The organism is Desulfobulbus sp. (genome assembly GCF_030824455.1).
GTDB lineage: Bacteria > Desulfobacterota > Desulfobulbia > Desulfobulbales > Desulfobulbaceae > Desulfobulbus.
On the sequence record NZ_JAVBXR010000030.1, the window covers coordinates 1 to 25,553 of the forward strand.

A 25,553-nucleotide genomic window follows, 5' to 3' on the forward strand; every position below is an offset into this window, starting at 1 on the left:
AAACCGTTGAAGGTCAGGTCGACCGCATCGAGCCGGTCGGCAATCTTCTCCACATCCAAAAGCCCCTGGGCGATTTCGCTCCAGGCCGGCAGCGCGCCCAGCGAACCGCTGACCCGGAACCCACCCTTTACCATAGGCATGTTGTCGTCAAATCCCGCATACACGCCCACGGTGTACCCGCCCTGGAAACCGAGACCGGATTGATCGGGCGTCAGCACGGGCACAAAGCCCAGGAAGGCGGCGTTGCGGTAATCGTTGGCGGTGCCGGTTTTACCCAGGAGCGGATAGGGCTGGCGCAGCTTGTCCAAAATTTTCTGCCGAGCAGGGTCCTGGCTGCGCAAGCGGACGTGCTCCAGGGCGTACTTGCCGGTGCCGTAGGGAATGACGTTTTGCAGAATATTGGCTACAGCGGCCGAACTCTTGGCGTCCAGCACCCGCGTCTTGTGCGCCTGACGGGAATAGACCACCCGTCCTTCCGGGGTCTCGATGCGCTCGATGATCGCGGCGCCGTCCGGATCGACGTGGCCGTCGAGCTCGGACTGGGCCAGGGTCGCCGCGTCGGCGGCTTCGTGGCGGTAGCCGGTGACCAGGGTCTCGTAGAGGCGGGTCATCTCCGACAGGGAAACCACGTTGGACCCAAGCGGCAGCGACAGCACCGGCTCGAAATTGCTGGCAACGCCGCACTCCCTGGCAAGCCGCACCATATACTGCAGACCGAGCATGATGCGGAAATCGCGGACCTCGGCGAGCACGTCCAGGGAATAGAGCTTGTCGTTGCCCACCTTGTCGCGCTCGATGCGGATTTGATCATCCACCTGCTGCAGAGTCGCCGCCGAGACGACGCCGTCCAACAACACCTGCTCCCGCCAGAAGGCCTCGGATGAGACGGGATCGAGCGCAGCCAGATGATCGGCCAATTCCTGCGCCCCCAGCTCCATCCAGTTGGGGGGCAGTTCGGGCCGAGAGGTGAAAATATACCGGCCCAGCGTGTCGCGAACCAGGCGGCCGCCCGTCGAGGTCGGCGCCGCAGTAACCCCGGGGTCGTCAAAAGCGGCATCCGGGTCCAACGGCGCAGGCCCGGGCAGCGGCGCCCGCCGATAGTCGACCAGACGGGGGAGGAGCGCGCGCAGGCCAAGGAATCCGTCATAGCGCAGCCGTTCCAGCTGGCGGTACTCCTCGGCGCGGTTGTCAAACACGAAATCGGGCTGCAACGCTCGGACTGCGCTGCTGAAGGAAGCCTGCTCAAGGTATTCCCGCGACATGATGATGCCGTATTTATCGCGGATGCGTTCTTTGTACTGCTGATAGCTTTCGGTTGTTCCGTCCTCGACCCTGGGGGCCATATCCACCTGGACCGCCAACTCGCGAATCATCGGCAGGGTCAGGTGATCGGTGAGATGATACAACAGCCAGACCGCGGCCACGTTCTCCGAGGTGACGCCGGCCCAGCTCAGGCTCACCGAGCCAAAGGGGCTGTCGTGATCCGGCTGCGGCGCATAGGGGCGATTCATATACATAAACGTCTGCCGATAGTTGCTGAGCATGTCGATCGGGCTCCAGCCCAGCTGCAACGCCGCGGCAAAAACAAAGGTCTTGAAGGTCGACCCCATCAGCCGTTTGGCGGCGGTGGCCCGGTTGTAATTGAGATTGGACATGCCGCCGCTCATGGCCCGAATGGCGCCTTCCTGGAGCACAAAGGCCGCGCCTTCCACCTGGGGAAATTTTTCCAGATCAAGCTGCAGTTCGCCGGACTCGTCGACGCTGCGGATGCTGGCGTAGATCGCGTCGCCGGCCTGCAACTGCTTGAACAGGGCCTTGCGGTCCGCCGGACCGGAAGTTGAGGCGCCGCGACTGAGTTTGGCGTAGGCGTCGGCCAGCCGCACCAGCCCCGAACTGTCGAGTACGCCCGTAGCCCGGCCGTCGTCAAAAATGACCCGGGCCACCAATCCCTGCTCCTTGGTTTCCTTGATTTCGCCGACCACCCCAAAGACAAAATTACCGGGGACAAAGTCCTCGTCGCCGTGATATTCAAGCGCCTTGTATTCGGTCTGCACCTGCGCGCGCGCGTAGCCGCGCAGACGCACGTCCAACTGGGAAAGATGCCGGCGCAGGGCCTGCACGGTTGCGCCCTGCATCTCCCGGTCAAGCGAGGTGATGATGTGGGCGCCTGAGGTGGAAATGTTGGAAATGCCGTTTTCTTCCAAGGTGTCGGCAATAAACGGGGTCTCCAACCCTTCCTTGACCAGATCCATGGCCGTGTTCTGGGCAAACGACATTTTCCCTTGCTTGAAGGTCAGGTCGGCGGCCTTCAACTTGGCAAACTCGTCCTCGCCGATCATCCCGGCTTTGCGCATCTTGCCGAGCACGTAGTTGACGCGCTCTTCGCCCCGCAGCCGCACCTCGTCGGCATTGGCCATATTCTTTTTGAGAAAGGGGTTGTAATAGTTGGGCCGCTTGACGCTGCCGGCAATAAAGGCGCACTCCAGCAAGCTGAGATCCTTGGGCTCCTTGTCGAAAAAATAGCGGGCCGCAACCCCAAGGCCATGTCCGTTGCCGCTGACGAAAAACTGGTTGCTGTAAAATTCGAGGATTTTTTCCTTGCTGTACTTGTGCTCCAGCCGCAGGGCAAACAGCAGTTCCTTGACCTTGGCCTCCATACTGCGGGACTCCCGCTTGAACAGGTTTTTCGCGGTCTGCTGGGTGATGGTGCTGCCGCCCTGAACAATCCTGCCCGCCTGGAGATTGGCGAGCATGGCGCGGACAATGCCGGGCACGTCAACCCCGAAGTGGGTAAAGAACTGGTCGTCCTCGGCGGCAATCAGGGCATTGACGAAATGGGGCGGCAGGTCTTTATAATTGAGGTACTGCCGGTGGATGCCCTCAAAGAGCACGCCCAGCTTGGTCTGTCCATCACGGTACAACACCGGGCTCTCGCGCCCGAGGATTTCGTTGATGTGCGACTCTTCAATTTCCGGCGCCGAAACCACGGCAATCAGATAATAGAGACCGGCCGCTCCAACGGCGCCGGCAAGCAACGCAAAGAGCAGCAGGGAGACAAAACAGTATTTAAAAAATTTCAACATGGTCACCAGCACCGCCTGGCGGCGCAAAGGGGAGGCGCATCACGCGATGTCCGCGTAAAAATTCAGACTGAGTCAGGGGCGACGGCTTGGCACAACCCGCGCCTTTTACAGGTCGGCAAAGATACCAGACCTTGGTTTCGACAGAAACAAAAACCTGTGGTTGCGGTAAGCGATCCGAGCTGCAGGCGTTTTTTTTTACTGTCGCCAAAAACGAACGCAACGAGCGAAAAGCGATCCGCCTGCCTCATGCATCGGTGATGCGCTCTTGCCCCCCATTTCCAGGGTCGGGCACGAGCATCGTTCCGATAAGTCAAAGCAATCCGAGCCGTTGCATCCGCAGAGATCGCATGGGCCCACTCGGCCGCAGCCCCTGACGCGCACCTTAAAAGCGGAGGCCGGAAATTCGGAAAAAGTACATTTTCTCACAAGAATGCAAGGATAACTTCATCGGTTCGGTGAGAAAAACCACGGGGGCCAAGCAGTTTTGCTTGTCTTCCATTTTTCTTTAATGTTAAAAGAAGTAATTGATTTCGCATTTTGTGTTCATCGTTTTGTTGATCGCAGATAAAACAATATCATTTCAATGCAATACAAGGTTGCACAAACCCCACTACTACATATGAAAATATTGCCCGTTCTGCTTACCTACTGTTGTATCGGCCTTCTTTGTATTTCACTTTCAGCCTGCTCGTCCCATTCTAAAAAATCAGCATTGCACAAATCGGGCGCAGCGGCTTCTTCCTCTGATTCCGACAACGATGAAATTTCCTCGGCAGAACCCGAGGAAACGGCGCAGGAAGAATTGGAAGCGCTCAATCGCCCGGGGGCTTGGGAATACGGCCTCAGTTCCCATGAAAAATATTCCCTGGAACAGGCCGGCATCGACCCGTCAAAGTATGATTTCCCCATTGCTCTGAACAAACAGGTGCTCTACTACCTGGAGCTGTTTCAGGGCAAGCAGAGAAATTATTTCACCCAGTGGTTGGCGCGGTCAACGGCCTACCGCCCCTTTATCGAGGCGGAACTGAAAAAGGCCGGGCTTCCCCGCGATCTCGTTTTCCTGGCGATGATCGAATCTGGATATAACCCCTCCGCCTACTCTCCGGCCGACGCCTGCGGACTGTGGCAGTTTTTGGAAGGCACGGGCCGCGATTTTGGTCTCAAAGTCGACCCCTGGGTTGACGAGCGACGCGAACCCGAAAAAGCGACCAAAGCCGCCATCCGCTATCTGTCTCGCCTCCACGCTCAATTTGACGACTGGTATCTTGCTGTGGCCGCCTACAACGCCGGCGAAGGCAGAATCGACAACGCCATCACCACCTACAACACCAAAGATTTCTGGGAGATCGCCGCTTCAGAAGGCATCTTTCTGGAAACCAAACGCTATGTGCCCAAACTGATCGCCGCAATCATCATTGGCCGCAATCCTGAAAAATACGGCTTCACCGACGTCAAGTATCATGAGCCGAGACAGTACGAAACCATCAAGGTGCCAGGCGGCGTTGATCTGGAAGCTGTTGCCGTCACGGCCAACACCTCCGCCAAGCAACTGCGATCGTTTAACAACGAGTTGCGCAAAAACCAAACCCCGCCAAAACATGAGTACACCCTCCGCGTCCCTATCGGCGCAAAGGATTTGATCGCCGCCAATCTGGACAAATTGCGCCCTGTGACCCGAACCGTATACGCCACGCACACCGTCAAGAAGGGCGAGACGTTGACCACCATCTGCGGCCTGTACAACATCAACAAAACCACGTTGCTGAAAGCCAACAACTTGCGGACCGCGCAGCTGAAAAAAGGCCTGCGGCTCCAAATTCCCACCACCTCCACCAAATATGTTCTTTTGAAAGAGGGCGAGCAGCCCGAAGAACTCGCGGCTAACAAGGGTGCGAAATCGGAGAAAACCCTCAAGGCGGAGAAAGCGGAAAAGAGCACTCCCCAGATAGTGACGCACCGGATCAAATCCGGTGAAACCGTGGCGGCATTGGCCAAGCAGTATCAGGTTTCGGTTAAGGACATCTTGAAGTGGAACAAAATTGCCAGCCTTGACAAGGTGAAGAAAGGGCAGCTCCTATCCATCCAACCTAATCGTCCGGAACCACAAGTCGTGGCCGCCGTTGCAAAATCGGTCGCAACACCTGCTGAGAAATCAGCGGCGCAAATTCCCACCCTTGGAGCTTCGCAAAAACGGAGCGTCGCCAAGACGGAAAACGTCAAGCAACCAGCAATCGTGCCGTCGCCGAAGACGGCGCCTGCAGCCAAACAGTCCACGCCCCCTGCGATGGTCGCCAAAGCCTCGAAAACAACCCCTGCAGCCAAACAGCCTGCAGCCCCTGTGGTTGTTGCCAAAACCTCGAATCCTCCGACTTGGTATGTGATCAAAAACGGCGACACCCTCGCCACTATTGCCCAAAGATTCCAGACCTCGGCCCAAGATCTGCGCGCCTTGAACAAACTCAGCGGCAACACGCTGCAAACCGGCAGCAAACTGCTCGTCAAAAAAGGCTGATGTTTTCTGGCGGGCCTCACGCCCGCCAGCATTTCAGAACGCTTTCCCTTTCTGCCTTCTTGCCTAACCCGATAGTCGTCTCTATTGTTGTTTCACCTTTACAGAGAGGAGTATCGCCCTATGACCACCGTTCTGCTCACCGGAGCCACCGGGTACATTGGCCGCCGTCTGGAAAAAACGCTTCGTGAACGCGAGAATGTTTCGTTGCGGTTGCTTGTACGCAGCGCCCGAAAACTCACCGCCAAGACCCGTCAACACGCAACCGTCATTGAGGGCGACACCTTCAACAAACAAGCTTTGCAACAGGCCCTCGAAGGCGTGGACACCGCCGTGTATCTCATCCACTCCATGGGCAAAGGGCCTGATTTCAGCCGACTCGACCGAGACAGCGCTGAAAATTTCCTCGCCGCCTGCCTGGAACAAGGGGTGCAAAAAATCATTTACCTTGGCGGGCTCGGCCTTGTGGACTCGTCATCGGCCCATTTGGCCAGCCGCAGAGAGACAGGCGAAATTCTCGCCAGCCGCCCTGACCGCATCCGCACCCTCTGGTTCCGCGCCGGCGTGATCATTGGCTCAGGCGGCGCCAGTTTTGAAATGGTGCGCCATCTGGTGGAAAAGTTGCCGGTGATGATCACGCCCCGATGGGTCAACACGTTGACCCAGCCCATCGGCGTCGACGATGTGGTCGCCTATCTCACTGCGGCCCTTTGCCTTGATCCAGCGGAGAATCTGGTGGTGGACATCGGCGCGCCTGCCATGAGTTTTCTGGACATGCTGACCCAAACCGCTCAAGTCATGGGCTTGCGGCGCTGGATTTTCCCGGTCCCCCTGTTGAGCCCACGCCTCAGCTCGTATTGGCTGACCCTGCTCACCCCGGTGCCTTACAAAATTGGGGCGGCGTTGGTTGAAGGACTTAAATCGGAAACCCTGGTGCAAAACGACCATGCCCAACGCTTTTTCCCGGAGATTCAGCCCATGTCGTTTCTACAGGCCGTCGGCCAGGCAATCCGCGAAATGGAGCAGGATTTGGTGATCAGTCGCTGGTGCGATTCCAGCCCAGGCGCGACGTGCGACGTCAGCGAACAACCAAGTCCCGGCCAATCGATCTTTCGCGATGTGCAAACCGTGCCCTTCGCCGGAGCCAAGGCTGAGCAGGTTTTCGCCTCAATCATCAGTCTCGGCGGCGAAAACGGCTGGTTTTCCTACACCTTTCTCTGGCAGTTGCGCGGTTGGCTGGACAAAGCCGTCGGCGGTTATGGGCTGAACCGAGGTCGACGCACTGCGGCTGACCTACGGGTGGGCGACGCCCTGGACTTCTGGAAGGTTGCCGACCTTGTTCCCAACAAGCGCTTGCTCCTCCAGGCCCAGATGAAACTGCCCGGCAAAGCCTGGCTGGAATTTGATCTGCAGCAGGACGCCTTGGTGCAAACGGCCCACTTCATTCCCCACGGACTCTGGGGCCGTCTCTACTGGTATGCGGTTTTACCGTTTCACGCCTTCATCTTCCCGAATCTGTGCCAAAAAATTGTGGATCGCGCCCGTTCAATGCCTCCATCTTGACGAACAGTTAATAATCGCCCCCTGTGTTCAGATGGGATGGGGCAAGGAATTCATCCCCCTTCCGGCCAAAGTAGGGTACATTGCGCCGCGTATTCTTTATTGGCAGCCTTTTCCCCAACCTCTGTGATGACAACGACCTCTTTTCCGCAACAGCAATACCCCGACGACGTCGCGGTCATTACTCTGGCCGACAAGACCATTCTCCTGGTCGGGACAGCCCATATTTCCCAGCAATCGACCGATTTAGTCAAAAAAATTATCGAGCAGGAATGCCCGGACGCAGTTTGCATTGAGCTGGACGACAAGCGCTACGCAGCTCTTTCCAAACGCGCCCAATGGGAAAATTTAGATCTCAAGCAAGTTGTGCGCAGCAAGCAATTGGCCACCCTGATGGTCAACCTGATCCTGGCCGCCTATCAAAAAAAATTGGGGGGCCAGCTTGGCGTTATGCCGGGCGCCGAATTGCTTACCGCGGCCCAGACCGCGGAACAACTCGGCATCCCAATGGCCCTCTGCGACCGCGATGTTCGCGTCACCCTCCGTCGCGCCTGGCGCGCCACCTCCCTTGTCAAAAAGGGCTACCTGCTGGCGACCCTGCTGACTTCGCTTTTCGACACCACCGAACTGGACGAGGAGAGGCTGACGGAAATGCGCCGCAAGGACGTGCTCTCCGAACTGATCAACGAACTCGGAGCCGCACTCCCCCACACCAAAGCGGTGCTGATCGACGAGCGGGACGTCTATATGGCGGAAAAAATCAAACAAACTGCGGGCCGGCGACTGGTTGCGGTGGTTGGCGCCGGGCACATGGAGGGCATCAAGCGGGTTATCGAGCAGGACAACAGCGATCAGTTGGAGGCTATCGGCTCGATTCCGCCCATCGGCAAGACCGGCAAAATCCTAGAGTGGGCCATTCCCGCCCTGATCGTGCTCTCGCTGCTGCTGATTGGCCTGCGCCAAGGCGCCGACGAGTTTGCTGCCAATGCGGTCTATTGGATCCTGGCCCACGGCATTCCCTCGGCCTTGGGCGCCTTGATAGCTCTTGCCCACCCGGCGACCATTGTCTCAGCCTTTGCCGCCGCCCCGGTGACCAGCCTGTCGCCTTTGATCGGCGCAGGGTATGTCTGCGCCTTTGTGCAGGTCATGACTTGCCCGCCGATCGTCCGGGAATTTGAAGCCGCAAGTCAGGACATCAGCGCCTTTACGGGTTGGTGGCGCAACAAGCTGCTTCGCATTTTTCTCGTCTTTCTCCTCACCACCTTCGGCTCCAGTCTCGGCACCTGGATCGGCGGATATCGTATTTTCAACACTCTGATCAACTGATGGCCAGGCCGCTGCGCCGCCATCGCACCCCACAACTCAAATAACTTTATGAACGAAACAGAAACAACAGCATCGACAGTCACGCTAACCAATGGACAAAAAAAAGCCCTCCGCGGCCTGGGCCATCACCTGGAACCCGTGGTCTACGTCGGCAAGGAGGGGTTCTCCCCTGCCCTGCTCAAATCCATGGAAGCGGCGTTCAAAGCCCATGAACTGATGAAAATCAAACTAGGACAGAATTGTCCGGTGGAACGAAACGAGGCCGGCAATCAATTGGCGCAGTTAACCGGGGCGGCCTTGGTGCAGGTTATCGGTCGCATGATCCTGCTCTTTCGGCCCAACCCAGACCTCCCCCCAGGCAAACGGATCACTGTTTGAATGGAAACCCTTGAGCCGGCAAAGGAAGACGGTTCAGCATCAGGGGTTGTTGATTATTGCAACATTTGCCGCGCCAGCACTGGGCATCGACCAAGGTTGGAATTCCCTTTTCTCTGGAGGTTTTTTGGGCAAGGAGCGTGGCCGAGGCCAGACAGCGTGAAGAGCAAGCAAATGGGTTAAGCGCGGGAAAAACGAAACGATGCGTATCTCCTGAGGCAGAGGCCTCAGGAGATAGCTGGATGGAGTGCCTGAATAGGTTAGAGATCGCCTCGGTCAAACAGATCGCGGCGATCTTCAACAAACCAGTGGATGAATTTTTCCAGACCGTTTTGGAGAAATCGGTCAAAATCCCAAGGGTCGCTGGACAACAACTTGCGGCAATCCTCTTTGATCGCGTAGGCGTAGGCTTCTTGACAGGAGCCGTCGATCATGCTCACCTGGACAATCACCCGTTCGTATTTGTCGCCCTCAAAGGCATCGAGTTTTTCCATGGCCTGCTCGTTCAGCCCCCAGTACAATTTACCGGATACGGAAGAATCCTCCAGGCGAATGATTCCAGGATACTCTGAGCCGCGCACGCGAAACCGCGCCCAGTTGTTGAGTGTTGCTTCCTGGCCGGCATAGGCCTGGCCGGTGACGGCCTTCATCACAAGTGGCGACTGCAAGGTTCCATAACAAAATAACGCACTCTTCTCCATTGTCCTACCTACCTGGTCTTTCGATGTCTTTGTCTGTATTTAAAACCTGGACGTTCCCCCGTAGAGCGTCAAGGCAGTGCAACCACCTTCGTTGTTTCTCCCATCGATCAATATCTTCGGCAACCCAGTCTGAGCTATGGCCTATGCTTTGCCGCCGTTTGTGAACCGAGCTCCCTGCCGGTTCGCCCTACCTATGCTTCGCCTGGTCGCATTCAGGGTTGGCGCAAATCGCACTGCGCCAATATTGTCAAGCCCCCCAGGGCCACCTGAACGAACAATTAAAATACCTCACCAGCGCCGTTTTTCCAAGCGCAGAAGCATGCGCTCAAGAAATTCTCAGCCCTTTTGCAAGGATGCAAACCAACTCGCCGCCGCCTGCCAGGACGCTGGCGACGACCGATAATTTTCTGCTGTTCAACAGCCGACAGGTTGATTATGATGATTATTTTTCACAAAGGTTGTCATTTACAGGAGCTCTCGTGCGTTTGCAACCGCCTCCGTTCCCTGCGCTGACACCCCACACATCAAAATCCGGCCAGAGTGGCAGGATGCTCGTCCTGCCGGCGCTTCCAGAAACCGAAGGAGTCAATATGAACAGTCTGCAACAACAAGACCCGGAAATCTTTAACCTGATCAAACAGGAAGAAGTCCGCCAAAAAGATAAGATCCGCCTCATCGCTTCGGAAAATTACGTGTCCGGCGCGGTTATGGAGGCTACCGGATCGGTCCTGACCAACAAATATTCCGAAGGCTACCCCGGAAAACGCTACTATGAAGGCCAACAGTACATCGATCAGGTCGAGGCCCTGGCCATCCAACGAGCCAAAGACCTGTTCGGCGCCGAGCACGTCAATGTGCAGCCCTACTCGGGTTCGCCAGCCAATCTGGCCGTATACCTGGCCTTCATCAGCCCCGGGGACACCATCCTCGGCATGGCCCTGCCCCATGGCGGTCATTTGACCCACGGGGCCAAGGTGTCCATCTCCGGCAAGTATTTTAACGCCGAATCCTATGCTCTCGACCAGGAGACCGGCCGCCTCAATTACGACGCCATCCGCGAAAAGGCCCTGGCCTGCAAACCCAAAATTCTGATCGCCGGTCACTCCGCCTATTCACGGGTGCTCGACTTCCCCAAATTCCGGGAGATCGCCGATGCCTGCGGCGCTCTTCTGCTGGTGGACATGGCCCACTTCGCCGGATTGGTCGCGGGCGGCGCGCATCCCTCGCCCATTCCCTACGCCGACGTGGTCACCACCACCACCCACAAGTCGCTGCGCGGACCCCGCGGGGCCATGATCCTCTGCAAACAGGAACACGCCGCCGCCATCGACAAGGCGGTCTTTCCGGGGTTGCAGGGCGGCCCGCACAACAACACCACCGCCGCCATCGCCGTGGCCCTCAAAGAGGCCTCGACCCCGGCCTTCAAGCAGTATGCGGCCCAGATCGTCAAGAACGCCCAAGCCTTGGCGGCGACGTTAATTGCCAAGGGTTTTAACCTGGTCACCGGCGGCACCGACAATCACCTCATGCTGATCGATCTGACCAACAAAGGCGTGACCGGCAAGATTGCAGCCAAGGCCCTGGATGCGGCCGGCATTGTCCTCAACTACAACGCCGTGCCCTATGACGTCCGCAAGCCCTTTGATCCCAGCGGCATTCGCCTGGGTTCGGCTGCGGTCACCTCGCGCGGATTCCAGGAGGCGCAGATGGTGCAAATTGGCCAGTGGATCGACGCTGTTGTCGCCGATCCAACCAACACCACGCTCCAGAGCGAGATCGCAGCTGCGGTGCAAAAACTCTGCGCTGATTTTCCGGCTCCAGGCCTCGAGCATCTGATGTAATCAGTGCTTCAGCCGTACTGCATACAAAAAAGGGGACGCTTTAAGCGTCCCCTTTTTTTATCGATGCCCACCTATTCACGGCAAGGTCTGCACGACCGTGCTAGCAAAGTCGACAAATTTTCCCGGCAAGGCTCCCAACAGGGTAATGGCGATCACCAGCGCAAAACCCGCCAATTGGATCACTGGTTGCACTGCAACGGCGGGCCGGTCGCCCGGATCGGCGGTGTAAGCCGCCTTGACCACTGAGAGATAATAGTAGATGGCGATGGCGGTGTTGATCGCGGCAAGGCAGACCACCAGCAGATGGTCGCCGCGCAGGGCGGTGGTTAGCACCATGAACTTGGCCATAAATCCAACAAAGGGCGGGATGCCGGCCAAACCAAAAAGCCCGACCGCCAGGATGAAGGCCAAGGCCGGCTGTCGTTTGTACAGGCCGTTGAAATCCTCAATGCACAGATTCTCGCCCTGCTGCGAGACGTTGCTGATCACTAAAAAGCAGGCCAGATTCATCAGCACGTAACCGGCGATGTAATAGACGGCCACGCCATACCCTTCGCTGTTCAGCGACAACAGCCCCAGCACAACAAAACCGGCATGGGCAATGCCTGAAAAACCAAGCATCCGCTTGATGTCTTTTTGCACCAAGGCGCTGAGATTGCCGTAAAACATCGAACACAAGGCCAACACCGCCAGGAGTTCAATCACGACTGGCGACTGACCGGACGGCACGGCAAGAAAACGGATCAGGAGGGCAACGGCGCCGAATTTTGGGATGGTGGCGATGAACCCGGTGGTCTCGTTGGAGGCCCCCTGATAGATGTCCGGCACCCAGAAATGCAGGGGAAAGACAGCCAGTTTATAGAAGAATCCGGCCAGCACCATGAGCAGGGCCACGGCCACGGCGGGCTGCAGGTCGACTTTGGCGACAAAGGCCAGGATGTCCTTGAGATAGGTGGAGCCGGTCAAGCCAAAGAGATAACTCATGCCGTAGAGCATGAATCCGGTGGCCATGACGCCGAAGAGGATGTACTTCATTCCGGCCTCCATCTGCACCCGAATGCCGGTGCGGTCGTCGCGCATCGGCACCAGCAGATAGAGAGCAAAGGAGGACAGTTCCAGGGATATAAAAATGGCCAGCAGTTCCACCGAACTCACCAGCATCATCAGACCGAGGACGCTGAGGAAGAGAAACAGGTAGTATTCAGGGCGGACTTCGGCGCTGATTCCCTTCAGATTTTGCCCAGAAATGATCAGCAGGGCGAGGGAAAATCCGATCATCACCTTGAACATCTGGGAATATTGATCGACCGCATAGACGCCGTAAAACAGACTACCCTGCGCCTGGAAGGACAGGAGGGTGGCGGCAAAGGCGGCGAGGCCAAAAACAACGGCAACCGATTTGGCCGCCGCAGGCGTCTTGCCAAGGCTGACCATGAAGAGTGCAAGCGCGCCGGCCAGCAGCACAAGTTCGGGAAGGATAACCATATAGAGTGCCTTTCTTCGTGTTTCCTCAACACCGTTCGCCGTAGGCGATCAGGGTGTTGGCGGGGACTAGAGGGTTGAAATGCATGGGTTCAACGCCAGAGTGCAACTGCAACCTGTTGATGTTGCTGCCAGTTGTTGAATTGCTCCAGCAGGTGGCTCACCGAGCCGTGGATCAGGTCGACAAAGGGTTGCGGCCCAAGACCGATCCAGAAAACAAAGAGCAGAAACGGAGCGAGCACCACAATTTCCCGGACGCCGAGATCGGTCAAATAGGACTGGTCCGGGTTGTTGGTCCCGCCCCAGACGATCTTCTGCAGCATCCGCAGCATGTAGGCGGCAGCCAGAACCGCTCCGGGGATGGCGGCCAGCGCCAGAATGGTGTTGTGCTCAAAGGCTCCGGCCAGCACCAGAAATTCGCCGATAAAGGAGTTGGTTCCCGGAAAGCCAAAGGAAGAGAGCGAGAAAACGGCCAGAAAGGTGACAAACCACGGCATGTACTTGCCCACGCCGGTGGCCATGGCCAATTCGCGACTGTGAGTTCGTTCGTAGATCATGCCCACACAGAGAAACAACGCGCCGGTGGTGACGCCGTGGTTGATCATCTGCAAAATAGCGCCTTCAACCCCACGGGTGTTGAGCACAAAAATGCCCAGGGTGACAAAGCCCATGTGCCCCACCGAGGAATAGGCGATCAGCTTTTTCATGTCCTGCTGGGCAAGGGCGGTGAAGCCGCCGTAGATGATGCCGGCGATCGACAGCCAGAGGATCGGCTGGGCGAGCAGCATGGTGGCGTCTGGGGTGATCGGCAGGCAAAAGCGCAGCAGGCCGTAGGTGCCCATCTTCAACAGCACCGAAGCCAGAATGACCGAACCAGCGGTCGGGGCCTCGACATGGGCGGCCGGCAACCAGGTGTGGAACGGAAACATCGGCACCTTAATGGCAAAGGCCAGAAAAAAGGCAAGAAAGACCAGAACCTGGAAGGTGAGCGAATACGGCTGCCACATCATCTCCGGGATGAAAAAACTGCCGGATTTGAGATACAGGGCAATGATCGCCACCAACAGCAGCACCGAACCGGCCAGGGTGTACAGGAAGAACTTGATCGACGCGTAGACCTTCCGCGGTCCGCCCCAGATCGCGATCAGGAGATACATGGGGATGAGCATGAACTCCCAAAAGATGTAAAACAGGACAAAATCCAGGGCGACAAAGACGCCGACCATGGAGGTCTCCATGATCAGAAGGCAGAACATAAAGGGGGTCACCCGCTTTTGGATGTAGTTCCAGGAAGCAAGCACGCAAAACGGCATGATGAAGGTGGTCAACAGCACCAGGAGAATCGAGATGCCGTCCATGCCGACGATGTAATTAATGTGAAACCGGGGAATCCAGCTGTAGGCCTCGGCAAACTGATATTTGGCGCTGGTCGGATCAAAACCGGTGAGCAGCGGAATCGAACACACCGCGGTCAACGAGGTGATCAACAGCGCCCACAACCGTGCAAAACCTTCGCCGTGAAAAAAGAGCAACACCACCGCCCCGGCCAGGGGCAGGAAGATGAGAAAGCTGAGCAGGGGAAATCCCTCTTTGATAAGTAACAGATCCATTCCTCGTTCCCCTTAGAGCAGCTGAAAAAAGATGAAGGCGACAAGCAGGACGGCTGTCAGCGAAAAGGCGTAATACAGAGTGATCTGGATCTGACCGGACTGCAGAACGCGCACCTTGTCGCCAAGCGCCCGGACGGAACGGGCAATGCCGTCGACCACGCCGTCAATGGCGTGCCAATCAAACCAACTCCAGAAACGGCTCAGGGTCATCAACGAGGAGAGGCCAACCACGCGATAGGCCTCGCCCCAGGCGGTGTCGCACCATTGCAGGGGATGTTTGATCAGCCAAAGGAAACCGCAACCGGCCTTGCGATACAGCCAGTCAAGGTCGAGACAGATGCGGTCGACCGGCTCAACGTATTTCTTGAGCAGAACAAAGGCGAGCGCCGCAAAACCCAGCAGCTGCAAGGTTTCCATCAGGTGGTAGGTGGTGTGCGGGGTGTAGTCCACCGCATAGGGCAGCATGGCGTAGAGAAAGCCAGGGGCCGTGCCCACCAGGATGCAGAGGGTGGCGCCCAGGGTCATGGCGATCAGCATGTTCCAACTGGGGTCTCCGGCCTTGGTCCAGGTTTCCGGGCTGCAGTTGTTTTTGCCGAAGAAGAGAAAATAGGGCAGCTTCAAGCCGTTATACATGAAGGTGCCGGTGGCGCCGAACATCAGCAGCCAGGAGGCCCAGTTGAGATGCTGCTCAAAGCCGGCGGTTATAATCATCGACTTGCTGGCGTAGGCGGCAAAACAGGGGGCGGCGGAAATCGACAGGCACCCTATCATGGTGAAGAAAAACGTGGCCGGCATTTTGGCATACAAGCCGCCCAGCTCAGTGAACTTGGTCTTGCCGGTCATGTAGAGCACCGAGCCGGTCCCCATGAACAGCAGACTCTTGTAGAGGATATGCACAACCGCGTGGGCCACGGCGCCGTTGATCGCCATGTCGGTGCCGATGCCGATGCCGGCCACCATGTACCCCACCTGGGAGACAATCGACCAAGCCAGCAGTTTGCGGACGTCGTTTTCCATCACCGCGTAGATAACCCCGTACAGGGCCATTATCACGCCGAGCACCACCAGCACGTCCATTCCAGCGCACGCTCGGGCCAGGGTGTAGACCGCGGTCTTGGTGGTAAAGGCGCAGAGGAACACCGCGCCGTTAAAGGAGGCCTCGGAATAGGCTTCGGGCAGCCAGGAGTGGAGCGGAACCATGGCGGCGTTGAGGCCAAAGCCGATCATGATCAGCCAGGTGTACAGTTCGGGATGGGCGACGTCCATCAGATCAAAGGTGATGTTGCCCACTGCCTGGTAGCGCAACAGGATGCCGGCCAGGAGAATAATGCCGCCGATGGTGTGGATCAGCAGGTAACGGTAGCCGACCCGCAGCGACATTGGTCCGCGCCGGAACCAGATCAGAAACACCGAGCCAAAGGCCATCATCTCCCAGAAGAGGAAGAGGCTCAGATAATCGCCGCTGTAGATGGCGCCAAGGGAACCGGCGGCGTAGAACCAGGCGGCCATGTGCTCGCCGGCCCGGTCAACATGCAGGCCGTACAGGGTGCCGATCACCGCCATCAAGCCCATGATCAGGGCGAAAACCGTGGAGAGTTTGTCCACCCGGCCAAGCACCAACTGCCAGTCGAGGAAGTTGACGACGCCAAAGACGCCGGAATGGGCTGCGTTCAAAACCACCGCGCCCAAGGCCAGCATGGGCGCCAGAAAAAGATAGGGTTTGCGCAGCGGTCCCCGAATAAAGGGCAAAAGCAGCGCGCCCGCTATCAAGAAGAGAGACGGATGAATAAAACTGGAGGTCATGCTTCTTCCTCGCAGGATGTTGCGTTGGAGCGTTCGTAAAAATCGGTCGGCGCTTGAATGCCGGACCGGCCAAACCATCGGGCCGCGCCAATGATGACGGCGGCGGCGGCGAACCCGAACAGCGACCAGAAGGCCGGCACATGCTGCTCCGCCCAGGTGTGGGCGTGGTGGGTGTCCACCAGCAGGGAGCCGCCGGCAATCCCCGCCAGCAGGACGCAACAGAGCGTCCCCACGGTTCGCGGATGGGTCTGCACATATTCAATCAAAGCGGTCATCCTGTCACCATCCTGACAAATTGCATCATGAAGTTGGGATAAATGCCGATGATCACCGAAACGGTGACGGCGATCAGCAGCGGTATGAGCATGCTGAGCGGCGCCTCCTTGATGCCGGTCTCGACCTCGCCCACGGGTCGCTTGCCGAAAAAGGCCTTGTAGGTCACCGGGGCGAAATAGCCGACGTTGAGCACCGTCGAGGCAATGAGAATCAGAAGGATGCCGACTTGGTGCGCTTCCATCGATCCGACCAGCAGATACCATTTGGAGACAAACCCGGCCACCGGCGGCGCGCCGATCATGGACAGCGAGGCCACCGCAAAGGCGCCGAAGGTAAAGGGCATGGTGCGTCCGAGTCCGCTCATTTCGGAGATGTATTTCTTATGGGAGGCGATGTAGATGGCGCCGGCGCAGAAGAACAGGGTGATCTTGGAGAAGGCGTGATTGACGATATGAATCAGGCCGCCCTCAATAGCGTGCGGGGTCAGCAGCGCCACGCCCAGGATGATGTAGGACAATTGGCTCACCGTGGAATAGGCCAAGCGTGCTTTGAGGTTGTCCTTGGACAGGGCGATCATCGAGGCCACCAGGATGGTGAAGCCGACAAAATAGGCGGTGGGGATGCCCAAGTTGAGCCGGTCCATGGTGTCCACGCCAAACACGTAGAGCATGGTGCGGGTGGTGCAGAACACGCCCACCTTGACCACCGCCACCGCATGCAACAGGGCCGAGACCGGAGTCGGGGCAACCATGGCGCCGGGCAGCCAGTGATGGAACGGCATGACGCCGTTCTTGGCAAAACCAAAGATGCAGAAAATATAGAGCATGGTCACCACCCAGTCGGTCGAGGTGGCCGGGATGATGCCGGTGGCGATGTTGTGCGGAAAGTCCAGGGTGCCGGACAGGACATAAATCAAGATCAGCGCCGGCAAGAGAAAGAACTTGGCGGTGGTGGTCAGGTAAATAATGTACTTCCGCGCCCCCTCGTAGGATTCCTCATCCTGATGGTGGGCAACCAGCGGATAGGTGCAGACCGAGACAATCTCGTAAAAAAGATACAGCGTCAGCAGATTGTCGGAAAAGGCCACGCCAATGGCCCCAAAAATGGCTAGGGCAAAACAGGCGTTGAACCGGGTCTGGCAGGGTTCGTCGTGGGCGCGCATGTAGCCCATGGAATAGAAGACGGCGATCATCCACAGCGACGAGGCGACCATGGCAAAGATCATGGAAAAACCGTCGGCGCGCAGGGTGATGGAGAGCCCCGGCAGCAGATGAAAGAGCGGATACACCAGGGTTTTGCCGGCTTTCAGGGCCGGGATAAAGGACAGAACCATGAGAAACAGCAGCACCGAAGCGCTGGAGGAAACAAACTCGCGCAGATTCGGATGGTTCTTCAGGGTCATGACCACCAAGCTGCCAAAGAGCGGAATGAGCACCGCCAACAGCAGGTTGGAATTCTCGACGACGTGTGCGGTTGTGGAAAGGGCGTCCATGGTCGTGTTCTCCGGTTAGCCCTGCAGATCCACAAGATCTTCGGTCTCGATGGTCTTGTAATTGCGATAGACGGCAATCATGATGCTGACGGCGATGGCGGCCTCGGCGGCGGCAATGGCCATGATGAACAGGGTGAAGATCTGCCCGACCACCGGATCCGGAGCCAGGAAGCGGTTGAAGGCCATGAAATTGGTCGAAGCGGCGGCGAGGATGAACTCCGAGGAGATCAGCATGCCGATCACCGTGCGGCGAACAACCATGCCGTACACCCCGAAGGCAAACAGCAGCGCGCCGATCACCAGATAGGTGGGCAGGCAATTATAGAGATTAAGCAGTTGCATCGGTTAGTTTCTCCCCCTCTGCGCAAGCACCAAAGCGCCGATGATGGCCATGAGCAGGACGATGGAAATAAGTTCAAAAACCAGACTGTGGGTGGTCAGCAGCGACATGCCCACAGCCTTGATGTCAAAGGCGCCCTGACGGGGAAAAACCTGCCATTGGGTCTTCAGGCCCAGCACGGTCAGGGCGGCAAAGATCAGCGCGCCGACGCTGAAGGCCAGGGGGCCGGCGAGGATCGAGCGGTGTTTCATGCCCGTTGTCTGCTGCTCTTCGGGGGTGGCCATCATGATGCCGAAGGCGATCAGAATCGAAACCGCGCCCACATAAATGAGCATCTGCATCATGGCCAAAAAGGGACTAAGCAGAAAATAATAGACCCCGGCCAGACCGGTGAAACAAACAGCCAAGCCGGCAACGGCGCGAACCAGCCGGTTGGCGTTGACCGCGATCAGGGCGCCGGTCACCACCAGGGCCACGGTCAGCAGAAAAATGACCCCGACCGCGCCTTCAGCGGAAAACAGCGCCGGAGCGGCCGTCGGTTGACAGACTAATGCTTGCATTGATTCTGATCCTCCAACCGTTTCAGCAGATCCATGATGAAATCATTCTTGTCGAAACTGGCTAGGTTGTATTCCTTGGAAAAGCGCAAGGCGTTGAAATTGCAACTCTCGACGCAGGAACCGCACAGACTGCACTTGGTGAAATCCAGCACATAACTGGTCAGCACCTTACCCTTGCCGCCCTCGTTCTTTTTGCCGTCCAGACTGATGCACAGGGACGGGCAGGCCCGTTGGCACATCCCGCAGACCACGCAGTTGGGCGCGCCGGTTTCCTCGTTGCCGATCAGTTCGATATGGCCCCGGAACAGCGGGGTCATGGTCGGGACCTCGTAAGGGTACTGCTCGGTCACCACCGGCTTGAAAAATTCCCGGGCGGTGATGGTCAAGCCGACGAGCAGGCTTTTGCCGCCGGTAAAAATATCGCTCCAATAACCACTCATAATCAGAACACCTTGATCAGGGCCGCAGTAATCAGCAGGTTGATCAGCGAGAAGGGAATCAGGATTTTCCAGCTCAGGTTCAACAGCCGGTAGATCTGGGTGCGCGGATAGGTCCAGCGAATCCAGATGAAGGTAAAAATCAGAATGTAAATCTTGATCAGGAACCACCAGACCCCGGGCGTCTTGCCAAAGGGACAGTCCCAGCCGCCGAGAAACAGGGTGGCGGTCAAACAGGCGCCAACCACGATGTTGAGATACTCGCCCATCATGAACAGACCAAAGCCCATGGAACCGTACTCGGTCATAAAACCGGCAACCAGCTCGCTCTCGGCCTCGGCCATGTCAAAGGGCGCCCGGTTGGTCTCGGCCACCGAACAGATAAAAAAGATGATGAAGGAGATCCACATGGTCAGGAAATGACCGTTCTCCAACCGGAAGATGTTCCAATGCCAGAAGCCGCCCTGCTGATCAATGGCGATCTCGCGCAGGTTGAGCGAGCCGGAAATCAGCACCACGGTGATCACGGTGATCAGCATGGGAATCTCGTAGGCCAGATTCTGCGACACTGAACGGGCGGCGGAGATGACGGCGTACTTGTTGCCCGATGCCCAGCCGCCGAGCAGGATGGCAATCATGCTGATCGAGGCCAGGGCAAAGAGCAACAGCACCGAAAGCTCCATGGCCCGGGCGCCGATGTTTTCGGAGAACGGAATGACCACCATCGAGGTGATGGCCGGAATCATGGCCAGCACCGGGGCCACCCGGAAGATGATGCCGTCCACCCCGTCCGGCACCAGCAGCTGCTTGCTCATCAGCTTGAGGCCGTCGGCCAGGGGCTGCAACAGCCCTGCATACCCAGCCTCGCACGGCCCGATCCGCCGTTGAATGCGGGCCGCGCCCTTGCGTTCGCACCAGCCCAAGTAGGCTGCGTTGAGGCCGGCAAAGGCCATGATGCCCACCAGATAGAGGAGGGCGCGCCAAATGCTTGTTTCCATAAAATATACCTCTCCCGATCAGCGGTCGATCTCGGGAATAACCAGATCCAGACTGCCCATGAAGGCCAGGGCGTCCGCCAGCAACATGCCCTCTGCCACCTCGCCGTACAGGCTGAGATTGGAGAAGGTCGGCGAGCGCAGTTTGAGCTTGTAGGGGTTTTTGCCGCCGTCGCAGATCAACCGGTGACCGAGCGATCCGCGCGCGGTTTCCACCGCCGAATAATAATAACCCGCCTCGGGTTTCAGCACCTTGGGGGCCTTGCCCATCACCGGACCGTCGGGAAGTTTGTCCAGGGCCTGTTCAATGATGCGTAGCGACTGCTCCATCTCATGCATGCGCACCATGTAGCGGGCCATGGAGTCGCATTCGTCAAAAACCGGCACGTCGAAATCGAACTCCGGATAGACCGAGTAGGGCTCGTTCTTGCGGACGTCGTAATTAATGCCGGAACCTCGGGCCACTGGACCGGTGGCGCCGTAGCGGCGGCACTGCTCCGGGGTGATGATGCCGATGTCCTTGATCCGTTTGATCAGGATGATGTTGTGGGTGACCAGATCGTGATAGAGGCTGGGCATCCGGCCGCGCAGGCGTTTGATAAAGTCGCGGGTCCCGGCGATGAATTCGTCGTCGATGTCGTTGTAGACCCCGCCAAAACGCATATAGCAGTAGGTCAGGCGGGAACCGGTGACCCGTTCGAGCAGATCAATGACCTTTTCGCGGTCGTCAAAGGCGTAGAGCAAGGGCGTGAATCCGCCGAGATCGAGCAGAAAAGCGGCCCACCATAACAGATGACTGGCGATGCGGTTGAGCTCAACGGTGATCACCCGGATATACTCGGCCCGTTCAGGCACCTCGATACCGGCGGCTTTTTCCACCACCAGCGCCCAGCCGTGATTGAAGGCCAGGGCGTGGAGATAATCCATGCGTGCGGTGTTAGGCATGAACTGGGCAAAGGTGCCGGCTTCGGCCAGCTTTTCGTGCATCCGGTGGATGTAGCCCAGCACTGGCTCGGCCTTGACGATGTACTCGCCGTCCATAGTGAGCTTGACCCGCAGCACGCCGTGGGTGGCGGGGTGCTGCGGCCCAAGGTTGAGCACAAAGGTTTCATCATGCCGCAGATGAATGGGAACGGTCATGGCGTAAAATCCTTGAGAAGGGGGTGAAAGTCGGCGTCTTCCGGCAGGAGAATGCGGATCAGGTTGGGATGGTCCTGAAAATGCACGCCATAAAAATCATAGGTCTCGCGCTCATGCCAGTCGGCGGCCGGAAAGACGGCGGACACGGTGGGAACAACCGCTTCGCTGCGCGGAACCTGAGTCCGCACCATCACCCGGCAATGCTCGCCACCCAGACGGTTGTAATCGTAGATGATTTCCAACTGTTGTTTTTCGAGCCAATCGACCCCGGAAACAGCTTCCAGAAAATAGCCTTCGCGATCCATGATCCGCGCCACAGCCACCACCTGATCCGGACCGCAGAGGACGTCAAGATGACTGCCGTGCCTGGCCGGATCGGTGCGCAGCACGCCCGGCTGTCTCGCCGCGGCCTCCGTCGCCCCCTCCCCTGCCTCGGCCTGGGGAAAAAGCTCCGCGAGCGCGGCTTGTGTTTTTTCCAGCATATTCATCGCTTCCACTCCACGTTCAACCCGCTTGCACCCGGGGCCAGCGCCGCTTTCCGGTGATTTTTTCTTCAAGGGTCATGATGCCCTCAAGCAAGGCTTCGGGACGCGGCGGACAACCGGGGATATACACGTCCACCGGGAAGAGCTTGTCCGCGCCTTCCACCACGTTGTAGTTTTCCTTGACCTTGAACGGTCCGCCGCTGATGGCGCAGTTGCCCATGGCGATGACCCATTTGGGCTCGGGCATCTGGTCATAGAGGGTCTTGACCGCCAATTCCAGTTTTTTGTTGATGGTCCCGGCCACGATCATAACGTCGCTCTGACGGGGCGAAGGCCTGAAAACCTCGGCCCCGAAGCGGGAGATGTCGTAGCGGGAACCGCCGGTGCACATCATCTCAATAGCGCAGCAGGCCAGCCCGAAAGTCATGGGCCAGAGCGAATTGGCCCGGCCAAGATTGAGCAGTTTGTCGAGCTGGGCGAACTGCACTATTGATGAAGGTAGGTTTTCTTCTCCCACGTAAACACTCCTTTACGCCAAGCATAGACAATGGCTAATGAAAGAATGGCAACAAACAACAGAATTTCATAAAAATCCTGGAGGCCCAATTCCGGGCTGTTGTAGGCGACGGCCACTGGAAAGAGGAACAGCACGTCGACGTCAAAGGCGAGGAAAATCAAGGCATATAGATAATAGACAATACCGAATCGAATCCAGGCGCTGCCGATGGGCTCCATGCCGCACTCGATCAGCTGCCCTGCCCGCCCGGCGGTCTGCCGGGTATGGGACGAAGGGCTGAGCAGCTTGACGATAATGATCGGACCAAAGCCGAACAACAACGCCCCGATTAAAAACAGGGTCACATAAATAATATTGGTAAGTACGACCTGATCCATCTTTTTCTCCTCAACAGCGACAGCCGTCAACATCAATCCAACTGATGCGTTTGATCAGCACATCTTATCAAATTACTGAAAAGCATCTTTGATGTCAAGCATAAATTATTTTAAATAATGACTAATTTCTCGATTGTAACTGTGAGAAATATTGACCCTTACAGCCGAAAAGTCATTGACCTATTTTTCCCAGGTGTTAGTTTAGGCCAGATTTTTCAATTACAATCATGTATATGTTCAATCACGTTGATACAAAAGAGGCGCCATGGCTATCACCTTCAGACAATTGGAAATATTCATTGCCGTCGCCGAAACCCAGCAGGTCACCCGAGCCAGTAAAAAGCTCCTGCTGACCCAATCGGCGGTGAGCATGGCCTTGGGCGAACTTGAGAACCAATTGGGCGGGCCGCTGTTTGACCGACACGGGCGCAGCCTGCTGCTCAACGACCGAGGACGCTATCTCCTGCCCTTGGCCAAGGCGATCCTGCACCAGGTCGCCAACATCGAAACCATCCTCACCGAGCAGCAGGACACGGTTGCCGGCGTCCTGGAAATCGTGGCCAGTTCCACCATCGGCAACTATGTGCTGCCCTACCTCATTGGCGCCTTCATGCGGCTGCACCCCGAGGCGCACATCAATATGCTGGTGGTCAACACCATGAGCGCCGAAAAACTGGTGGCCACGGGTCAGGCGGATCTGGGCTTTGTCGAAGGCGACATCAACGTCGACGCCCTGGTCGCCACCTCCTGGTTTGAGGACGAACTCGGCATCATCGTTAGCTCGTCCCATAAACTCGCCGACCGCTCCACCTTTCTGATCCCCGACGATCTCAAAGAAACCAGCTGGGTCATGCGCGAGGAAGGGTCGGGCACTGCAGAAATTTTCACCAAAAAACTCGGTCGCTACGCCTCGATGCTCAAAGTCGTGACCAAAACCGGTCACACCGAGGCGATCAAAAAGGCGGTTGAGTCAGGGGTCGGCGCCGCCTGCCTGTCCATGCTCACCGTGTGCCGGGAGGCAGAGGAAGGCTGGCTAAAAATTCTGCCCATCGAAGGTATGGACATGAGCCGGCAACTCTGGATCATCCAGCACAAAGACAAAATCATCACCCGGCTGATGGCCGAATTCCTCCGATTCTGCGAGGTGGTGGCGGAAAATCATCTCGGCCGGGAATGTTTGGCGTCGCCGTGGAAACTCCAATCCCTGCTGGTGAAAAGCAAGCTGGACAAGGACGGCGTTCTCCAACCCAAAGAACCCCAGGACTAACCCCTCGCGGTTGGTTCACGCACAATCATCGCGCAAAAAAACCGGCCAGAGACAAGCATCTCTGGCCGGTTTTTTATTCCTGACCCGGATTCGTGCTATTGCAGTGCGGCAAGCGCCTTCTTGATCCGATCCATCCCCTTTTCGATCACCTCCATCGAGGTGGCGAAGGAAAATCGAATAAAGGCGTCGGCGCCAAAGGCGGCGCCAGGCACGGAAGCGACGTTGGCCTCACTGAGCAGGTAATCGGCAAGGGCGACCGATCCATCAATGACCTGTCCCTTGAACGACTTGCCGTAATACGCGGAAAAATTGGGAAACACGTAAAAGGCCCCCATAGGCACAACGCAACTGACCCCGGCGATCGACTCCAGCGCCTGCACAAAATAGGCGCGACGGGGAATAAAGGCCTCGCGCAATTGCCGAGGAAAATCCTGCGGTCCGGTCAGGGCGGCAAGGGCCGCGTACTGGGACGGGGCCGCCGGGTTCGAGGTCGACTGGCTTTGAATTTTGTTCATTGCCTTAATCACCTCAATCGGGCCAACTGACCAACCAATGCGCCAGCCGGTCATGGCAAAGGATTTGGACACACCGTTGGACAGCACCGTCTGATCCTTCAACCGAGGGTCGGCGTGAAGGATGTGCGGGATCTTACCTTCAATGTAGGAAATTTCCTCGTACATGTCGTCGGTGATCACCAGCCATCCGTTGTCGTAGGCCATCTTGGCGACCGCAGCCAGCGACGCCTCGGAAAAAACCGATCCGGTCGGATTGGAAGGACTGTTGAGCACAATGGCCTTGGTTTTATCGGTGACATACTGCGCCAGGACAGTCGGGTCAAAATCAAAACTGTTTTCTTCCTTGAGCGGGACAATCACCGGCACGCCGCCGGCCAGTTGGACCATGGGCGGATAGGAAACCCAATAGGGCGCGGGGATCAGAACCTCGTCGCCGGTATTCAAAATCGCCTGGAAGATGTTGTACAACCCGTGTTTGCCGCCGCAGCTGACCTGAACCTGATCGGGAGCGTAGTCCCAGCCCTGATCCTTTTTCAGCTTGGCGCACACCGCCTCCCGCAATTCCAGAATGCCCGCTACCGGAGTATAACGGGTGTGTCCGTCGTCGATGGCCTTTTTCCCGGCCTCGCAGACATGGGCAGGGGTGGACATGTCCGGCTCCCCTACGCTGAAATTCAAAATATCCGCACCTGCGGCCCTGAGCGCCTTCGCTTTGGCGTTGACGGCAAGCGTCGGCGAAGGGGCTACTTGCAGCACTCGATCCGCAAGCACAAACTTTTCTGGCAACATCATTGAACTCCTTCTATGAACAAATGTTCTCCGGTGAATAAAAACAGTGCGCTGTAACGCTTTTGAAAGAATT

General features: G+C 57.4%; 22 protein-coding genes. 6 read left to right on the top strand and 16 right to left on the bottom strand.

The genetic code is table 11. The features are described 5' to 3' along the window. On the bottom strand, positions 1–3,083 hold a 3,083-nt coding region (locus tag RCH93_RS05015), incomplete at its 3' end, for a transglycosylase domain-containing protein (RefSeq protein ID WP_306547271.1). Positions 3,084–3,795: 712 nt separating this feature from the next. On the opposite strand from RCH93_RS05015, the gene RCH93_RS05020 reads away from it, so the two are divergent. The 4 genes from RCH93_RS05020 to yhbY all read left to right on the top strand — a co-directional run bounded on the left by RCH93_RS05020 (position 3,796) and on the right by yhbY (position 8,856). Next, positions 3,796–5,595 carry a LysM peptidoglycan-binding domain-containing protein gene (locus RCH93_RS05020; RefSeq protein ID WP_306547229.1) on the top strand — a complete coding sequence of 600 codons (1,800 nt, stop codon included), beginning with the start codon at positions 3,796–3,798 and terminating at the stop codon, positions 5,593–5,595. Positions 5,596–5,715: 120 nt separating this feature from the next. Further along, entirely contained in the window at positions 5,716–7,155 is a 1,440-nt protein-coding gene (locus tag RCH93_RS05025; RefSeq protein ID WP_306547230.1) for an SDR family oxidoreductase, read from the top strand. 126 nt (positions 7,156–7,281) lie between these two features. Beyond that, positions 7,282–8,478 (top strand): TraB/GumN family protein, encoded by a 1,197-nt coding sequence (locus RCH93_RS05030; RefSeq protein ID WP_306547231.1) that lies wholly within the window; start codon positions 7,282–7,284, stop codon positions 8,476–8,478. A 48-nt stretch (positions 8,479–8,526) separates the two neighbouring features. Further along, positions 8,527–8,856: a ribosome assembly RNA-binding protein YhbY gene (gene yhbY / locus RCH93_RS05035; RefSeq protein WP_306547232.1), complete on the top strand. Its 330-nt coding sequence runs from the start codon at positions 8,527–8,529 to the stop codon at positions 8,854–8,856. Between the two features lie 257 nt (positions 8,857–9,113). Here yhbY and RCH93_RS05040 read toward each other — a convergent pair whose 3' ends face one another. Then, positions 9,114–9,554, bottom strand: coding sequence for a gamma-glutamylcyclotransferase family protein (locus RCH93_RS05040; protein WP_306547233.1), 441 nt, complete (start codon positions 9,552–9,554; stop codon positions 9,114–9,116). 590 nt (positions 9,555–10,144) lie between these two features. Here RCH93_RS05040 and glyA point away from each other — a divergent pair. Then, positions 10,145–11,395: a serine hydroxymethyltransferase gene (glyA, locus tag RCH93_RS05045; protein ID WP_306547234.1), complete on the top strand. Its 1,251-nt coding sequence runs from the start codon at positions 10,145–10,147 to the stop codon at positions 11,393–11,395. A gap of 75 nt (positions 11,396–11,470) precedes the next feature. On the opposite strand, the gene RCH93_RS05050 is transcribed toward glyA, so the two are convergent. The 13 genes from RCH93_RS05050 to RCH93_RS05110 all read right to left on the bottom strand — a co-directional run bounded on the left by RCH93_RS05050 (position 11,471) and on the right by RCH93_RS05110 (position 22,909). After that, positions 11,471–12,880, bottom strand: coding sequence for an NADH-quinone oxidoreductase subunit N (locus RCH93_RS05050; protein WP_306547235.1), 1,410 nt, complete (start codon positions 12,878–12,880; stop codon positions 11,471–11,473). A gap of 89 nt (positions 12,881–12,969) precedes the next feature. Then, positions 12,970–14,487, bottom strand: a complete 1,518-nt coding sequence (locus RCH93_RS05055; protein WP_306547236.1) for an NADH-quinone oxidoreductase subunit M — start codon at positions 14,485–14,487, stop codon at positions 12,970–12,972. A 12-nt stretch (positions 14,488–14,499) separates the two neighbouring features. Continuing rightward, positions 14,500–16,290, bottom strand: coding sequence for a Na(+)/H(+) antiporter subunit D (locus RCH93_RS05060; RefSeq protein ID WP_306547237.1), 1,791 nt, complete (start codon positions 16,288–16,290; stop codon positions 14,500–14,502). Continuing rightward, a complete protein-coding gene (locus tag RCH93_RS05065; protein ID WP_306547238.1) occupies positions 16,287–16,565 on the bottom strand; it encodes a hypothetical protein in 279 nt (92 codons plus the stop codon). The genes RCH93_RS05060 and RCH93_RS05065 overlap by 4 nt, the downstream gene beginning before the upstream one ends. Next, positions 16,562–18,058, bottom strand: a complete 1,497-nt coding sequence (locus RCH93_RS05070; RefSeq protein ID WP_306547239.1) for a monovalent cation/H+ antiporter subunit D family protein — start codon at positions 18,056–18,058, stop codon at positions 16,562–16,564. The genes RCH93_RS05065 and RCH93_RS05070 overlap by 4 nt, the downstream gene beginning before the upstream one ends. Before the next feature lie 15 nt (positions 18,059–18,073). Continuing rightward, positions 18,074–18,400: an NADH-quinone oxidoreductase subunit NuoK gene (gene nuoK / locus RCH93_RS05075; protein WP_306547240.1), complete on the bottom strand. Its 327-nt coding sequence runs from the start codon at positions 18,398–18,400 to the stop codon at positions 18,074–18,076. Positions 18,401–18,403: 3 nt separating this feature from the next. Further along, complete coding sequence (locus RCH93_RS05080) at positions 18,404–18,958, bottom strand: NADH-quinone oxidoreductase subunit J (RefSeq protein ID WP_306547241.1); 555 nt, start codon at positions 18,956–18,958, stop codon at positions 18,404–18,406. Then, on the bottom strand, positions 18,946–19,398 hold the full coding sequence (locus RCH93_RS05085; protein ID WP_306547242.1) for a 4Fe-4S dicluster domain-containing protein: 453 nt from the start codon (positions 19,396–19,398) through the stop codon (positions 18,946–18,948). The genes RCH93_RS05080 and RCH93_RS05085 overlap by 13 nt, the downstream gene beginning before the upstream one ends. Before the next feature lie 2 nt (positions 19,399–19,400). After that, entirely contained in the window at positions 19,401–20,393 is a 993-nt protein-coding gene (nuoH, locus tag RCH93_RS05090; protein ID WP_306547243.1) for an NADH-quinone oxidoreductase subunit NuoH, read from the bottom strand. An 18-nt stretch (positions 20,394–20,411) separates the two neighbouring features. Next, positions 20,412–21,530 carry an NADH-quinone oxidoreductase subunit D gene (locus tag RCH93_RS05095; protein ID WP_306547244.1) on the bottom strand — a complete coding sequence of 373 codons (1,119 nt, stop codon included), beginning with the start codon at positions 21,528–21,530 and terminating at the stop codon, positions 20,412–20,414. Continuing rightward, the gene (locus tag RCH93_RS05100) at positions 21,527–22,018 is read right to left on the bottom strand and encodes an NADH-quinone oxidoreductase subunit C (protein WP_306547245.1); all 492 of its coding nucleotides are present in this window, start codon (positions 22,016–22,018) and stop codon (positions 21,527–21,529) included. Before RCH93_RS05100 ends, RCH93_RS05095 begins: the two co-directional genes overlap by 4 nt. 16 nt (positions 22,019–22,034) lie before the next feature. Continuing rightward, entirely contained in the window at positions 22,035–22,532 is a 498-nt protein-coding gene (locus RCH93_RS05105; RefSeq protein ID WP_306547246.1) for an NADH-quinone oxidoreductase subunit B, read from the bottom strand. Then, the gene (locus RCH93_RS05110; RefSeq protein ID WP_306547247.1) at positions 22,502–22,909 is read right to left on the bottom strand and encodes an NADH-quinone oxidoreductase subunit A; all 408 of its coding nucleotides are present in this window, start codon (positions 22,907–22,909) and stop codon (positions 22,502–22,504) included. The genes RCH93_RS05105 and RCH93_RS05110 overlap by 31 nt, the downstream gene beginning before the upstream one ends. Before the next feature lie 265 nt (positions 22,910–23,174). Here RCH93_RS05110 and RCH93_RS05115 point away from each other — a divergent pair, with 265 nt between their 5' ends. Continuing rightward, positions 23,175–24,176: a LysR substrate-binding domain-containing protein gene (locus tag RCH93_RS05115; RefSeq protein ID WP_306547248.1), complete on the top strand. Its 1,002-nt coding sequence runs from the start codon at positions 23,175–23,177 to the stop codon at positions 24,174–24,176. A 95-nt stretch (positions 24,177–24,271) separates the two neighbouring features. Here RCH93_RS05115 and RCH93_RS05120 read toward each other — a convergent pair whose 3' ends face one another. Beyond that, positions 24,272–25,483, bottom strand: a complete 1,212-nt coding sequence (locus RCH93_RS05120) for a pyridoxal phosphate-dependent aminotransferase (protein WP_306547249.1) — start codon at positions 25,481–25,483, stop codon at positions 24,272–24,274. Positions 25,484–25,553 lie beyond the last annotated feature (70 nt).